The organism is Nostoc sp. FACHB-888, from assembly GCF_014696655.1.
Classification (GTDB): Bacteria; Cyanobacteriota; Cyanobacteriia; order Cyanobacteriales; family Nostocaceae; genus Nostoc.
Window position 1 is genome coordinate 86,774 of sequence record NZ_JACJQM010000021.1, and the last position, 16,015, is coordinate 102,788.

Annotated in this window: 6 protein-coding genes and 2 pseudogenes; 3 read left to right on the forward strand and 5 right to left on the reverse strand. The window is 42.5% G+C overall.

All coding sequences use genetic code 11. The features are described 5' to 3' along the window. Positions 1-186: 186 nt before the first annotated feature. Both H6G26_RS15625 and H6G26_RS15630 read left to right on the forward strand, forming a co-directional pair. Positions 187-3,549 (forward strand): DUF4912 domain-containing protein, encoded by a 3,363-nt coding sequence (locus tag H6G26_RS15625; protein WP_190730122.1) that lies wholly within the window; start codon positions 187-189, stop codon positions 3,547-3,549. 864 nt (positions 3,550-4,413) lie between these two features. Beyond that, positions 4,414-7,251 carry a CHAT domain-containing protein gene (locus tag H6G26_RS15630; RefSeq protein WP_242053730.1) on the forward strand — a complete coding sequence of 946 codons (2,838 nt, stop codon included), beginning with the start codon at positions 4,414-4,416 and terminating at the stop codon, positions 7,249-7,251. Between the two features lie 1,189 nt (positions 7,252-8,440). Here the strand turns inward: H6G26_RS15630 and H6G26_RS15640 are convergent. The 4 genes and pseudogenes from H6G26_RS15640 to H6G26_RS15655 form a co-directional block, all read right to left on the reverse strand. Continuing rightward, positions 8,441-10,789 carry a filamentous hemagglutinin N-terminal domain-containing protein gene (locus H6G26_RS15640; RefSeq protein ID WP_190730124.1) on the reverse strand — a complete coding sequence of 783 codons (2,349 nt, stop codon included), beginning with the start codon at positions 10,787-10,789 and terminating at the stop codon, positions 8,441-8,443. 244 nt (positions 10,790-11,033) lie between these two features. Continuing rightward, the gene (locus H6G26_RS44270; protein WP_190730125.1) at positions 11,034-11,831 is read right to left on the reverse strand and encodes a calcium-binding protein; all 798 of its coding nucleotides are present in this window, start codon (positions 11,829-11,831) and stop codon (positions 11,034-11,036) included. Between the two features lie 291 nt (positions 11,832-12,122). Next, positions 12,123-14,789: pseudogene (locus tag H6G26_RS15650) on the reverse strand (S-layer family protein); the annotation flags it as partial. Positions 14,790-14,801: 12 nt separating this feature from the next. After that, the gene (locus H6G26_RS15655) at positions 14,802-15,008 is read right to left on the reverse strand and encodes a hypothetical protein (protein ID WP_190730126.1); all 207 of its coding nucleotides are present in this window, start codon (positions 15,006-15,008) and stop codon (positions 14,802-14,804) included. A 179-nt stretch (positions 15,009-15,187) separates the two neighbouring features. Between H6G26_RS15655 and H6G26_RS15660 the strand changes: the two genes are divergently transcribed. Continuing rightward, complete coding sequence (locus H6G26_RS15660; RefSeq protein WP_190730127.1) at positions 15,188-15,451, forward strand: hypothetical protein; 264 nt, start codon at positions 15,188-15,190, stop codon at positions 15,449-15,451. 225 nt (positions 15,452-15,676) lie between these two features. Here the strand turns inward: H6G26_RS15660 and H6G26_RS15665 are convergent. Then, positions 15,677-15,799: pseudogene (locus H6G26_RS15665) on the reverse strand (Uma2 family endonuclease); the annotation flags it as partial. Positions 15,800-16,015: the final 216 nt, after the last annotated feature.

The following is a 16,015-nucleotide window of genomic DNA, read 5'->3' on the forward strand; positions in this document are numbered from 1 at the left end:
GCAATCAGAGTATAAATTATCATGCTATACAAGCTGTTGCAGAGTATAGATTAATACAAGTGCGTTAAAGAAACTTAGAAGTAAAGATAACTCAGATGTATAATTAGCGCGTCTCCTCCATAATTCTTAAAAAGATCGCGATTTAGGATTGGCAGGCTTTCTATTTTTTACTTTAATAAGGGGCTTATGTGGCAACAAGAAAAAAAAGATATTTCGATAGTTAGACTGGTATTATGGCTTGCCTTAGCTACAACCCCTATGGCAGCAAATTTACTGGTGTCAGAACCCATGCTGGCACAATCTAAACCTGATTCTCCTGCTTTTACACTGTCGCAAACATTGCAAAATGAAACGACAGTAAGGATTGATGGTTCAAGTAGCTTGGGCGCAATTAACCAAAGCTTGAAAGAAAGTTTTGAAAAACAGTTTTCTGACAAAAAGGTTGAAATTGCCACTAACGGCACTGATACAGCACTGAAAAACTTGCTAGATGGCAAAATCGACATAGTAGCAATGGGGCGTGGGTTAACACCAGAAGAAAAAGCCCAAGGACTAGACCAAGTTCGCTTATACCGTGAGAAGATTGCGATCGTGGTTGGTGCTGATAATCCTTTCAAGCAAAGCTTAACCAGTAGGCAATTCGCCCGCATTTTCCGAGGACAAATTACAAATTGGTCACAACTGGGAGGGCCTTCAAAGAAGATTCGGTTTATCGATCACCCGAACACGAGTGAGACTCGCAATACTTTTCGCACTTATCCAGCCTTCAAGAATGCCGAATTTGCTACAGGGGCAAATGCTACTCAACTGAGTGAGGATAATACCGCAGAAATCATCAAACAACTGGGCAACGACGGTATTAGCTATGTCTTGGCTAATCAGGTGTCGAAGTTGCCAGGTGTGCGAGTTCTGCAATTACATCAAGCCTTGCCAGATGATGAGAAATATCCCTTCTCGCAACCTTTAGTTTACGCTTACAAAAAAAATCCGAGTTTAAGCACAGTAGATTTTCTCGGCTTTACCCTTGTACCCTCAGGACAGCAGGCTATAGAACAAGGTAGAACGGCTGAAGCTGAGGCGATCGCAACTAGCGTATTACAACCTGCTGTTACAGCTTCCCCCGATGCCCAGACGACACCTGCTGCTACGCCTTCCCCTGATGCAACTACTTCTGCATTTGGCGAACAGCCATTTGTGGCTCCTGCTACAGCACAAACCAGTCCAATTGTAAATAGAGAAGCACCATTTTGGTTGCTCCTACCTTTGTTTCTTGTAACTGTAGCTGCATCGTTTGGATGGTGGATTTGGGGAAAACGTCTATCGCCCACAGAAAAAACAGACAATTTACCAGAATCAGATCCTCATCCACCCAACACAGAAGATGGAGAAATGGCGGCGCTCAACGCCAGCACAGATCCCTCCCTTAACGGAGCGATGCATGAGGAACACCCAGTGCAGCAGTTCCAAGAGCCAGAAAGTCCAGAGCGCACTCCTTTCAACATCTATGCTCAAACACAATCTGACCTGACGGAAAATGCTACTCAAGGGACATCAAATTTAGTACAAGAGGGAACTAATGGTACCTCTAACTCTTATGAAGGCACAACATCAGGTGTAGCTAATGGCTCAGAAAATAACAACTTGGGAGCCGCAGCTTTAACCAATGGTGCAGCTCTGGCAACCGGCATCGGGGCGGCTAGCTGGTCTGCTTTTACCAACAAAAAAACAGAAACAGATGCCATTGATGAGACAGTTGAGCTAAACAATTATGCGGAGACAAGCAATCCTGAGTCTGATTCTGATGAAATTGCATGGGACATAGAAGCTCCAGCAGCTGTAGTCAATACTTCATATCCTCACCTGGCTAATATTCCAGAAGAGGCATCTGATGTGGAACTACCTTTATCTGAGGAGACAACCCCACTCCCGGAATTACCCGATGTAACAGAAATAACATCCAAATTTGGATATTGGGACACCGAAGTTACTGAAGATCAGATAGGTGACGAACTTCTAGATGACGAACTTCAGGCAGAATTGAACTGGCTAGAGAGTATTACCTCAACTGAAGATATAGACTCAGTAGATGAAGTACCCTTACCAGAGTCTGACGAAGTGGCAGCCGATATAGAACTCCAGGCTGCTACTTCATCAGCGCCGGATTTCCCAGAATTGCCAGAAGATGTATTGAATGTAGTAGCAGATGCAGCTGAACCCACAATAGATTTGCCAGAGGAAGAATCTCAAGCAGAGCCTACTGTTGAGCAAAGTATTGCCGAAACTGACTCCACGGATTTTGCTGCTGCTTTAGCAGCAGGTACAGGCATTGGAACCTGGGCTACTATTTCTGCATCAGATGCCGAAAAACAACCCGATACTACAGTTGACAATATACCCATTGCGGACGAAACAGCAATTGACTCCACAGATTTTGCCACTGTAGCAGCAGGCGCAGGGATTGCAGGCTGGGCTACTATTTCTGCATCAGATGCCAAAGAACAAACTGATACTACGGTTGACAATGTACCCATTACGGCCGAAACAGCTATTGACTTAGTAGATGTAGAAGAAGAGAGTAGTATTGTCTTCACAGCACATACTTCTACATCGGCTCATGTCTCTTGGGAGATTTCCGAAACCAAGAAAGCAGCGCTACGCCAACAGGGCGGCTCTCAATTGGTAGTGCGGCTGTATGATGTCACCGGAATAGACTTGAGTTATCAAAGTCCCCAGCTTATCCAGCAGTATGAATGTGAAGAGACAGCACACGATCGCTTTGTAGAAATTCCCATCAGCGATCGCAATTACATAGCTGAAATTGGCTATGTTGCTGATGGCGATGCCTACGGCGGTAAACTACGCTGGTTATTCATCGCCCGTTCAGCAATTGTTCGTGTCTTCAGTCCAGTTCTTGCAGATCTCATAGTTGATGATATGGCGATTGCTGGTGAAACAGATATTAACTGGGATGTAGAAGAAGAGATCAGTGAAGAAGAAAGCAAAATACAGATCACAGCTCGCACTCCTAAGTGGGCTTATGTTTCTTGGCACATTTCCAAGGCTCAGAAAGAAGCACTGCATCAACAGGGCGGCTCTCAATTAGTAGTGCGGCTCTACGATGTAACTGGGATTGACTTGAGTTATCAAAGTCCCCAACTCATACAGCAGTATGAATGTGAAGAGGTAGCACGCGATCGCTTTGTGGCCATTCCCGTCAGCGATCGCGACTACATGGTTGAAATTGGCTATATCGTTGATAGCGAGCGTTGGTTACTCATAGCCCGTTCACCTAATGTTCGGGTTTTCAGTCGTTCCCACGAAGATTTTTGGTTTGTGGCAGATGCTGAGTTGATTATTCACGGAGCAACCCAACCAAATACAAGCGTAAACATTAGTGGTCATGCCGTCAAAATCAAACCCGATGGTACTTTTCACCTACGCCTTCCCTTTTCAGATGGTTTAATGGACTATCTCATAACGGTAGCTGCTGATGGGGAATCCACTAAAACTATCCATAAGAAGTTCTCTCAGGAAACTTCAGAAAGCTAATATTGACCTTGAGTTATCAATGAAGGCAGGAGTTAGGGGGCAGGAGGCAGGAGGAAAACTGACGCCTAACTCCTGCCTCCTGCCTCCTTCATCAAGTTTCTAAAATCTCAATATTTCCAAGATTTGTAATGCATTATTTTAGCCTTGACACGCCAGTAGGGTGCGTTATGGGTTCGCCGAAATAACAAATGAGTTCGCCGAAATAACAAATGAGTTCGCCGAAATAACAAATGAGTTCGCCGAAATAACAAATGAGTTCGCCGAAATAACAAATGAGTTCGCCGAAATAACAAATGAGTTCGCCGAAATAACAAATGAGTTCGCCGAAATAACAAATGAGTTCGCCGAAATAACAAATGGGTACGCCGAAATAACAAATGGGTTCGCCGAAATAACAAATGGGTACGCCGAAATAACAAATGGGTTCGCCGAAATAACAAATGGGTACGCCGAAATAACAAATGGGTACGCCGAAATAACAAATGGGTACGCCGAAATAACAAATGGGTACGCCGAAATAACAAATGCGTTGGCGTAGATCGGTGTAGGCATCGCCATGATTGCAAGAATTTAGCTTTGTCACGCCAGCGTAACGCACAGAAATTCTTTGATAGATGAAGTTTTTCCGACTTGTGTATACAACGTAGCCTAAAAGGAGAGAATAGGGACAGCGTTCATTTGCTAAAAGCCTTGCTGTATATCAGTCAATACGCTTGGATTGTAGCAAGATACCGCAGAGTACGAAGTGAAACTGCCTTTACACTTGCGGAAAACACCAAAATGAGAAAGCAAACTGGGGTTTGAGTAAGCCAAAGGTTATTTTACTTGCGAAAAACACCAAAATGAATAAGTTAATAATTGCGTATGAAACGGCTAAATCATTTTCTACTAGCGCTGTTGACTGCGTTTCTATGCATAGCTTTATCCCCTGTTTTGGCAAAACCTCCTGTTGTCTACTCTGCCATGCAAAATTTGCTTGAGCAAGAGAAGTGGGGAAAACAAGGAAATGCAGAAAACAAGGAATTGGTGAATGCTCAATCCCCTAGTCCCTACTCCCTACTCACTCTTAAAAGCCAAGCATCCCAAGCGGAAAGTTTAGTGGAGCAGGGAAAAACATTATATGAAACGGGACAATTCACTGAAGCTGTCAAAGTTTTGCAACAGGCTGCTGCTGCGTTTACAGCCTCTAGGGATGAATTAAAGGAAGCGATGACACTGAGTAATCTCTGTTTAGCTTATCAGCAACTTGGTTTGTGGGCTGAAGCTGAGAAAGCGATCGCCCAAAGTTTAAAGTTATTACACCCAAGGGAAAATACGGACACTTCTGGTCACCAATCGCAAATTCTCGCACAAGCCTTAGATATGCAAGGGCAGTTACAACTGGCACAAGGACAAGCAGAAGCGGCCTTAACTACTTGGCAAAAAGCGGCTGATATTTATCAGCAAATAGGAGACAGGTCTAAATTAACTCGTAACCGCATTAACTCTGCACAAGCTTTGCAAGCTTTAGGGCTTTATCTTCAAGCTAACAAAGTTTTAAACGAAGTACAGCAAACCCTTACAAGCCTTCCAGACTCACTTCTGGTAGCTACAGGATTGCGTAGTCTTGGCAACATTCGCCGAGTTGTCGGAGATTTAAACGTATCACGCTTGGTATTGGGGAAAAGTTTAGAAGTGGCAAAGCGAGTGCAATCTCCAAAAGCGATCGCTGAGGCTCAACTTAGTTTAGGCAATACAGCCCGCGCCCAACAAGATATTGAAGCAGCTTTAAAATACTACCAGCAGGCTGCTACTGTATCTGTCTCCTCAATTACACGCATCCAGGCTCACCTAAATTTACTTAATCTACTTTTAGAGAAAAAGGAAGATAAAGATACATTAGCGTTGTCGTCCCAAATTCAGTCAGAAATTAGCAGCTTGCCACCCAGCCGAACCTCAGTATATACTCGGATCAAGTTTGCCCAAACTCTTACAAAATTAAAAGAAAATACTAGCATAGATACCCCTTCATGGCTGAACATTGCCCAGCAATTATCCACCGCTATCGAGCAGGCGCAAAGCTTACAAGACAGACGAGCAGAATCTTATGGTATGGGCAGCCTTGGTGAGTTGTATGAAAAAACCAGCCAGTTTTCTGATGCTCAAGAGCTTACCGAGAAAGCTTTATTCATAGCGCAAAGTATTAATGCATCGGATATTGCTTATCAATGGGAATGGCAACTGGGACGCATACTGAAAAAAAAGGGAGATATTAAAGGCGCGATCGCATCCTATAATGTAGCCTACAAGACCCTTCAATCTCTGCGTGGTGATTTAGTAGCCATTAATCCAGACGTTCAATTTTCCTTCCGGGAAAATGTTGAGCCGGTGTATCGAGAGTTAGTTGAATTGCTGTTGCGTTCTGACGTTCGTGTTGGCGCAGTCTCTGGTACAGAAACGGAACGAAGTTCAGGGAGTATCGCTTCTTTTGGAGATGCTTCTAACGTCGCTGACGCTCGTTCGCTTTTGGCATCCCCGCTTGGAAAAGGACTCGCTAACACTCTACTATTGCCCCAAGAGAGTATCAATCAAAACAATCTAAAGCTTGCTCGCGATGTAATTGAATCTCTGCAATTGGCAGAACTGGATAATTTCTTTCGGTCAGCTTGTTTAAATCCTAGGCAGGAACTTGATCCAGTAGTTGACAAGCAAGACCAACAAGCAGCAGTGATCTATCCGATTATTTTGGCAGACCGCTTAGATATTATCCTCAAGTTGCCTAATCAAAACTTGCACCACTACAAGACTGTAATAGCTCAAGCTGATATAGAAAACACAATAGCAGAACTAAGGAAAAACTTACTAAATGTCACTGCAACTGTTCGAGTTAAGCAGCAGTCTCAACAAATATATGACTGGTTAATTCGCCCTGCACAAGCAGAGTTAACCAAAAATGGGATAAAAACCTTAGTGTTTGTACTAGATGGTGAGTTGCGGAATATTCCGATGGCGGTTTTATACGACAAACAGCAGGAGAAATATCTGGTAGAGAAATATGCGATCGCCTTAACGCCAGGTTTACAACTCCTTGACCCCAAACCTTTGCGACAGGTACAGCTAAATGCTTTAACTGCTGGAGTCAGTGAAAAACGCCCAGTCGAAGGCAGAGAATTTCCCGAATTGCAAAATGTGCCACGAGAATTAAAAGAAATCAAATCTGAGGTATCCAAGAGCGAGGAACTGTTAAATCAACAGTTTACCCAAACAAACCTGCAAAACAAGTTGCAAACAGTTCCCTTCTCTGTGGTTCACCTAGCAACTCACGGTGAATTTAGTTCTGATGCTGAAAACACCTTTATTCTCACCTGGGATAAACTGATTAAGGTTAAAGAATTTGATAATCTACTGCGAGTTAGCGACAAAAACAGGTCTAACAACATTCAATTACTTGTCCTCAGCGCTTGTCAAACTGCTGAGGGAGATAAACGAGCAGCTTTAGGATTAGCTGGGATAGCTATGCGGGCGGGGGTACGAAGTACACTAGCAACATTGTGGTCAATAGATGATCGTTCTACCACCGATGTGATGAGTGAGTTCTATCGACAGTTAAAAGCTGGGGTGAATAAAGCCGAGGCACTCCAGCGTGCCCAATTAGCAGTTTTTGCTAACGAAAAAGCTCCATATTTCTGGGCACCTTATGTTTTAGTAGGCAATTGGCTCTAATGTGCCCCAAAAATCCGGTTTCTTTAAACTAATAGCAATTTTAAAAAAGAATGTGACAGATTTAAATCTGGAAACCCACATGAAATCTGGCTTTCTTATTTTTAAATTTTGAATGTCTACACGGCGTTTACAATTGGCGGGGTCTGAATCCCCGCCCAATTGTTCCTTCTACCTCCTGCCTTCTTAAAACTGTTTGGACAACATAAAATATAAAGTTTTGTGAAGAAATGGCATAATTGACAGAAAAATTTCTGCTGCAACTTGGGTTATTAAATAGAGGAGATTTTACCTCTAAGGAACAACAATCAATTGGCTGATTACTATGCATTATTCCTTGAAAAGAAAAATCCTGGTTTTAGACTCTAGTAAATCAATTGTTGAGCAGGACATCACATCTGTGAACGCTGAAAAAATGATAGTACCAGAAGTAAAAAAAGAGGAATGTGCTCCTGATGACTACCACTGTATAATGAATGTACTTCCTATGGTTGACCCTGGTTCTTCTTCCTGGCTTCTTGCTCCAAAGAAAACGCATCTAGATTAAAACTACTCTTGATCACAAATAAGGTTAAAACCAACGAAAAAATCAGCACTTCTTGTTTGGTTTAGTTTCCAAGAGTCAAAGCCATGCCTAGTTTTTTAGCAATAAGCATAAGTTAATAAGATTAATTTAAAAGTTTATTGCTAATATAGCACTCTTATTGAGATTATAAGTTTGCTCTGGTGCTTGCCCATAAGCTCAGGCTAGGTGTATATAAATCACTACAAGCATTACAGCAATACTTTGGCAGACATTTTATTCTTTAAAAGTCACCACTTTATTGTTTAAACTATAATTTTTCTGAACTAGAACGCGCAACAATTCGCGCAGAGGCAAATTCTAGCAAACCAACAGCTTTTAACAAATAGTCTAATCATCACTTCAGGTGCGATCCCTGAATTAGTACGACACATATCAGCCAAAGTAATTACACCATCCTGCCAAATAAAATTAACAGCATAGGCAACTTACTCCCTTGATTTTGCCGTATTTAATTGGCTTTTAAGGTTACTCATGAGCGGCACCCATTGTACCCATGATCTTACATAACAATACTCACAAGTGATTTAGCGATCGCCACAATAAACTTCTAAAGGCTAACGCAGGTATTTATATCATTAATTAAGTAAAACGGTATAACCTGGTTTTTTAGAAACAAGAAGCAGGGGTAAGCCAGGAACTATGAGGCAAAGCTGTAGGCACATCAGCCGTGAGTACAACTTCACCTTTAGCATTTCTCACCCACCCTTGTGCTTCTACAATCGTTTCTGGACTAGAGCTATTTGCCTGAGTTGAAACACTTGTACTAGAGAGGTTTTCAGCCTTTGGGTTGAGAGTTACCCAATCTAGTTGAAGTGCATCAGGAGTCAAGGGTTCGGTTCTAGGGTTGGGTGGTAAGCCACCGCGTCCGGCGATGGTAAAACTGCTTTGATTTTGTGCTGTACGTGCTTGACAGACTTGTGAGACTTGAGTATCGACTGGCACGACTGGTAAGTTGATTAATCCTCGATAGGGATCAACATTGAGGGTATTAATATCTACAATGCCACTTAAATCAGGTCTTATTTGGGAAATTGCCGTAATATCATTTGTCGGAAGTTGACGCGGGTCTGGATCATTAGGGCGCAATCTTCTAAGGTCCTCGCTAGTTAGTGGTGCAATACCGAAAATCTTAGTAGCGTTGATTTTAACTATTCCCCCATTTCCATTGTAGGCATTGGCGGTGATGTCGCTGTTTTCATTTGGTTTGGCGACGATGAAGCCGTCATGGGCATTGATGGTGATATTACCGCCATTTCCACCAGCCCCTTGAGTGCCTGCTGAGGTAGAAACTTCACTGTTTCGGCCCAGTAACAATAAGTCTTGCAAGTTCAGCGTAATATTGCCACCATCACCGGAGTTAGCTTGCCCAATGAGCTTACCTTTCTCATCCAATTTGACAGAACGAGCGGTGATTTCCAAATCACCTGCCCTTTTTGTGCCTTGACTGCTCACAGTTATGTCAGCGTTATTTAAGACATTTAATTCTCCAGCCTTAACTATGATGCTTCCCCCCTGTCCGGTAGACTCACTAGTAGTAGAAGCTGAAATTCTTGCTCCATTTTGAACAATCAATTGCCCAGTTTCTATCTCTAAGTTTCCGGCATCTCCAGTAGCTGTAGTCCCAACAAATAAGCCGCTTCTACTCGCATCTTTTGTTCCAATGAGTTGGATAAAGTCTGCGGTAACAGACAATGTTCCTCCCCCTCCCTGATTACGAGTATTAGCTGAAATCTGCGCTCCATCTTGAACAATCAACTGCCCAGTTTCAATCTTCAATTCTCCGGCTTTTCCAGTGCCTTGTGTTACAGTAAACAAGCCACTAGCTCCAATTCGCGAGGTTCCAATTAGTTGGATAGAGTCCCTTGCCTTGACAGATAAAGTTCCTCCCCCTCCTGTAGATTGTAAAGAAGTGGAAGCTGAAACCTGCGAACCATCTTGAACAATCAACCGCCCAGTTTCAATCCTTAATTCTCCGGCGGTTCCAGAGCTTGTTGTCTCAGTCAACAGACGGCTTCCTCCCAAGAGTTCTACTGACTCCGATCCGTTTACCACTAATGTTCCTCCTGATTTTGAGACTACGGTATTAACCGCAATCTCTGAATCATCGAAGGTAACGCGCCTGCCTTGTACCTGGATACCACCACCGCCTTCACCACTAGCATTTACTGTACTTAGATTGGTAATAGATACATCTGCTCGCGCTACACTATCAGGAAAACTTAAACGGAAGTTGTTGTTATCAATATTCAACCCTACCGTTCCTACTCCTGCCAATCCTCCTAATTCGACTCGACCATCTGGAGCATTTAATATCGCTCCTTCTAAATTCACATCGCCTCCCAATAGCACTAAACTCTGACTTTCAGGAACGAACAGAATTGCTTCATTAACTTGAATCGGTTTAATAGGCTGAGATTCAATTTGATTGAATAGAAATGCAGAAGGATTAACTCTCAGCAAGGGGTTAAGCGGATTGACGGGTGAAGTCATGGAAAATTCTCCACCACCCGGAAACTGGATCGCACTAGCTGTTGTTCCAATAAATGAACCGTTAATATTTAATAGGGCATTTTCTCCAAAGATGATGCCGTTGGGATTTATTAAAAAGAGATTAGCTTGAGCCTGAAGTGTTCCCTGGATATCAGAGGGATTTCCCCCTGTAACTCGCACCAAAATATTGTTGATGTTAGGGGCGTTACGGAAATTGACTGTCTCCTCACTTGGAACACTAAAGTTGCTGAAACTATGGAATAAATTTGTATTACCAACGGTTGTACCCCCTGTAATATTCAAGGTAGTGTCGTCGATTCGCTCCACTTGAGTTCCCACAGAGGGATCAGGAGTCACTTGAGCAAATGTGCGATCGCCTCCTTCTATTCCAATCACACCCACTAGAATCACTAAGCCCAACAACCTTAAGTGACAACCCTTACCAAACCAGCTTCTTAAACTCACAAAACTTGTCTCCTAACCCTTGAAAGTTATTTTATTGCAGCGAAAACTCGAAGCGGCGGTTTCTGTCGCTCTGGTAGTAACGGTAGCGTACACCTACCTACAGAGAAGCAAGCTACGCAGAAGTCTTGTAGAGAGGAACAAGCATCCGCAGGAGCGTCACTGTTAAAGACAGACATTGCAAAAAGGTAATTGAAAAATCTAATTAGAAGCCTTGAAAACCATACCTGCTATTTTGGCTTTTCTGTCACTGCGTAAATGCTAAATCGTTAGGAAAGTAAAGGTTAGGAGGTAGCCAAGCTAATTGCCGACCCTCATAAAATAGAGCACCAGTGTTTCCGTCATAGCTTAAATAATTAGGAAGTTTGATACCACTACCAAATATTGCTGATACAGGTATTGCTGTTTGAAGTTCACTCAGAACTATTTTTGATGGCAAAGCATTAGTTTTAGACTTAGTAACTTTAATATCATTCTCAGAAGATTTAATAGAAGGAAAGGTGTTATTATCCTTGCCACCAGTGAGAATGTCATCACCACCTCCTTTCATTAAGTAGTCTTTACCTGATCTATCTATTAAAATGTCATTGCCTTCATAACCTTTAGAGCTGGAGTTACTTATAACATTAGTAGAAGGGATAATAGGGGTAGTAATTTTAACAATATCGTTATTAAATGAGAAGTCTGTAATTGTATCAATACCACCACCTGAGTAATCCAAAACAAAAGTATCTCTACCACTACCACCAGTGAGAATGTCATTACCACCTCCTCCCACTAAGTAGTCTTTACCCGACCCACCTATTAGAGTGTCATCCCCTTCATCGCCGTTTATTTGCTCGTTTGCTTGAATCGCAGTTAGATAGTCGTTTCCAGGGGTGCCTTGAATTGCCACGTTCTTTACTCCCGAAGAAATTAGTGTTTCCACTGATAATTTTAACCAGCAATGAGCATTGCAGATGAGATTGGTTAAGAAACAAAATAAGGCGATCGCACCTAGAACATCAATTTCGTAATCAAAGCGCGAATCCCTCGTTTTATACACAGTAAAAGGGGAGTTTGGCTGCCTCCAACATTAGTAGAAAACTCTGCTGGGGAGCTAGATTTTTTATTTATCAATATTATTAATCGAAGCCACTACAACAGTTGTATTCCAGCCAAGGTTACGAGGTAGCAAGCCTAGCTGCTGATCCAAATAACATAAAGCACCAAGACTTGCAAAAAATAAATTATCCAAAATATTTTTAGATTTATAGGGGCGCAAGACCTTGCGCCCCGGAGATGGAATGTTTTTTTAACTGTAAGTTCTTAAAGTGAAACGGTATAACCTGGTTATTTAGAAACAAGAAGCAGGAGTAAGCCAGGAACTATGAGGCAAAGCTGTAGGCACATCAGCCGTGAGTACAACTTCACCTTTAGCATTTCTCACCCACCCTTGTGCTTCTACAATCGTTGCTGGACTAGAGCTATTTGCCTGAGTTGAAACACTTGTACTAAAGCGGTTTTCACTCTTTGGATTGAGACTTACCAAATCTACTTGAACTACATCAGGAGTAAGGGGTTCGGTTCTAGGGTTGGGTGGTAAGCCACCGCGTCCGGTGATTGTAAAACTACTTTGATTTTGTGCTGTACGTGCTTGACAGACTTGTGAGACTTGAGTATCGACTGGCACGACTGGTAAGTTGATTAATCCTCGATAGGGATCAACATTGAGGGTATTAATATCTACAATGCCACTTAAATCAGGTCTTGTTTGGGAAATTGCTGTAATATCATTTGTATGAAGTCGACGCGGATCTAAATCCGTAGGGCGCAACCTTTTAAGGTCTTCGCTTGTTAGTGGTGCAATTCCAAAAATCTTAGTAGCGTTGATTTTAACTATTCCCCCATTACCATTGTAGGCATTGGCGGTGATGTCGCTGTTTTCATTTGGTTTGGCGACGATAAAGCCATTAGGAGCATCGATAGTGATATTACCGCCATTTCCACCTTGTTGATTAGTGCCTGCGGTAGCAGATATTTGGCTATTGCCGCTTAGTAACAATAAATCTAGGTCGTAGAGTGTAATATCACCGCCATTACCAGATGCGGTTTCAGCAGTGATTTCCCCTTGATTCTCTAAGCGAATGAAAGGAGATTGTACCTGAAGCTTGCCTGCACTCCCTGACCCTTGAGAGCGAACAAACAAGCCACTGTTAAGAGACTCATCCTCAACAAGACCCCCACTACTTGGGACAAACCGTTTGAAGGTAGCACTGCCAGATATAGTCACCTTCTCAGTAGCATTAATCGTGATATCACCTGCAAACCCACTACTGCCTTTAAAAGCATTGGCAAGGATTTGTCCACCATTAACCGCTTCCAAAGTTTTCACATTTACTGTGATATTGCCAGCATTTCCCTCACCTAGAGTGCGGGCATCTACAACCCCATTGCCTGCTACCCGGAAAGCATTGGTATTAATAGTGATGTTTCCTCCCTGCCTCTCTTTATCGGTACGTGAAAATAATCCACTTGCCGTTGCATCTGTGCCAACTCCAAAAACATTAACACCTTCAGTTGCATCAACCCTTATATCTCCACCTTTTCCTTGGCCCAAAGAACCAGTAACTATCTGTGCGCCATTTCCCACAATTAACTGCCTAGTCTTAATCGTCAAATTACCAGCATCTCCAACATTTGTTGTTTGAGTAGATAAAAAACTAGGGATTTGCTGCCCATCGGATGATATTCCTGTTCCTTGTAATTCCACCAAATCGCTAGAAGCCACAAATAAACTTCCTCCTTGCCCCTTGCCTAGAGTAGAAGTTAATACTTGTGATCCATCCTGGACACTCAAGCGTCTAGTATCAATTGCTAAGTTTCCAGCATTTCCAGCACCGAAAGTTAGAGTGAACAAGCCGCTACCAACACCAATAACTTCCACCAAATCGGTGGCGCTTACAGTCAAATTTCCCCCTTGTCCCTCCCCTGAAGTAGAAGTTGATACTCGCGCTCCATTCTTAAAAATTAACCTTGGAGTGGTAATTGTCAAGTTTCCAGCATTTCCAGTACCTTGAGTTTCAGTAAACAAGCCGCTTGTTGTTCCTGCTAGTTCCACAAACTCCGAGGCGCGAACGGTAAGCTCTCCCCCCCGTCCCTTGCTCAACAAATTCGTGCCAGCTCTTATCCTTGACTGATCCCCCTGAATATTCAACTGTCCAGTTTCAATCGTTACATCTCCCCCGGTTCCAGTCGCTTCTGATAAAACATCGGCTGTAATCTGCGAACCCTCAGTGAGAGTCACCGCCTTTGTTGTGTGGATAAGCACCTCTCCACTAGCCTCTGCGCCTTGTGTGTCCGCATAAATCAATGAGCCTTGAGTTAAAGCCAAATTATTGCTCTGAATCTGAACATCACCACCGCCAGCACCGCTAACATCAACATACGCTCCGTCTTCCAGCCGAATATCGCCAAAATTATTTACAGAGGCGTACCCTAATACCCAATCGTTATCTTTCTGGTTCAAGCTCACTTCTGCAACACCAGCCACACTACCTAGCTCAACCCGTCCTCCTGGAACTGCCAAATTCGGTTGTCGTGGTTCTAAAGCTGCTCGTTCACCTCCCTGCAACGTCACATTACCACCCACGAGTGTTAAAGTTTTATCAGGTTGCACTTTTAGGTCAGATCCTTCTACACGAATCTCTCCTGCTGCTCCCTCAAATTGCAAACCAATGGGAACACTTACTGTTAGCAGAGGTGTGGTTTGGGGAGGAAACGCGCTAAACAGAGCGCCATCTGCAAATTTGAGGCGGTTTGCTGTAGTTGCGATGAAAGAACCCTTGATGTCCAATTGGGCATTAGTCCCAAAAATAATTCCATTGGGATTGAGAAAAAACAAGTTAGCAGAGCCATTGGCTTTAATGGAACCGTTAATTATAGAAGCAGAACCACCCGTGACGCGGCTGATGATATTTTGAATATCTAGAGCGTTGTTGAAGTAAGCCTGACTGCCACCGGGTACAGAAAACTGCTAAAAACTGTGGAAAAGATTACTTCCAGCTTGAGTCCCTCCTTCAATAATTCCGCTATTCTGCTCAAATTTGGAATTATTGGGTAAAGTGCTATCAGGCGTAATTTGAGCAAAGGCGCAATCCCAACCATTGACGTATGCGCCACTAATAGCAAAAAAAATTATTACCCTTAAAAGCCAGCACGAACCGCGTAAGCTTTCAGTCATTTGATGAATTTCCCTTAACGACAGAAATAATCAGGGATTTTTGTGCTGTTTGGACAGTAGAAATTATAAACTTTTGTGAAGAATTGGCACAATTGGCAGAAAAATTTATGCTGCAACTTGGGTTATTAATATAGAGGTGATTTTACCTCTAAGGAGAAATAATCAATTAGGTGATTACAATGCATCATTCCTTGAAAATAAAAATTTTGGATTTAGACCATATTGAATCAATTGTTGAGCAGGACATCACAGATGTGGAGGCTGAAAAAATTGTCGGAGGCTTAATAGGGTCTTCAGAAAAGACTATACATATCCCTCTTCTTACTGCCTGGCTGTTTGTTCAACCCCTAGATTCGCTGAACGAACAGGATAAGCTTGTAACAAATTCCTTGTTAGCGACACCCGTTGTACCCATGATCTTAGATGAAAATACTCAGATGTGATTTAGTGATCGCCACAATAAGCTTTGAAGTACCATTGATATTTGTTGTTTGTTTTCAGAGCATCTCCAGTGCATAAGTTTGTAAGTAACTATGGTAGCTAAACCCAAAAGGTCGGATACTCAAAGACTGTTAATGTAAAATTTACTTTGACAAAATTTATAAATCCTAACGAAAAAGGGTAAGGTGCGATCGCCACCTTACCCTTTCATATTTACAACAAATAGCAGCTAATATCGCTAGCAATAAGTTGGAAATTAATATTTGCAGTTCGTTATCCACAGGCGTGTCATCAGAATCTGGCAATTCTGCTGATGAAGGTAGGCACTCTAATGGATCGTAGTTGAACATAAGCAGTTCTCAATCCCAATTGATAAATATAAACCTGTTTTACCATAGCTTTAGGTAGCTCAGGCTGTACATAATACTTGGTGAGTTCGTTGCCCTTAATTTCGGTAAATCACTATACCTCTTGCATAAATGAGAAATAAAAAGTCTATCTATTAAAGACTAAGTAAGGGTTGTAGTCTACGCTTAGTGGACTTGGGCTATAAGAAAAGAGAATTT

What these genes read in the sequence shown, in the direction of transcription:
- H6G26_RS15630 (WP_242053730.1), top strand. Translation starts at nt 4,414, where the DNA reads ATGAAACGGCTAAATCATTTTCTACTAGCGCTGTTGACTGCGTTTCTA.
- H6G26_RS15625 (WP_190730122.1), top strand. Translation starts at nt 187, where the DNA reads ATGTGGCAACAAGAAAAAAAAGATATTTCGATAGTTAGACTGGTATTA.
- H6G26_RS15655 (WP_190730126.1), bottom strand. Translation starts at nt 15,008, where the DNA reads ATGACTGAAAGCTTACGCGGTTCGTGCTGGCTTTTAAGGGTAATAATT.
- H6G26_RS15660 (WP_190730127.1), top strand. Translation starts at nt 15,188, where the DNA reads ATGCATCATTCCTTGAAAATAAAAATTTTGGATTTAGACCATATTGAA.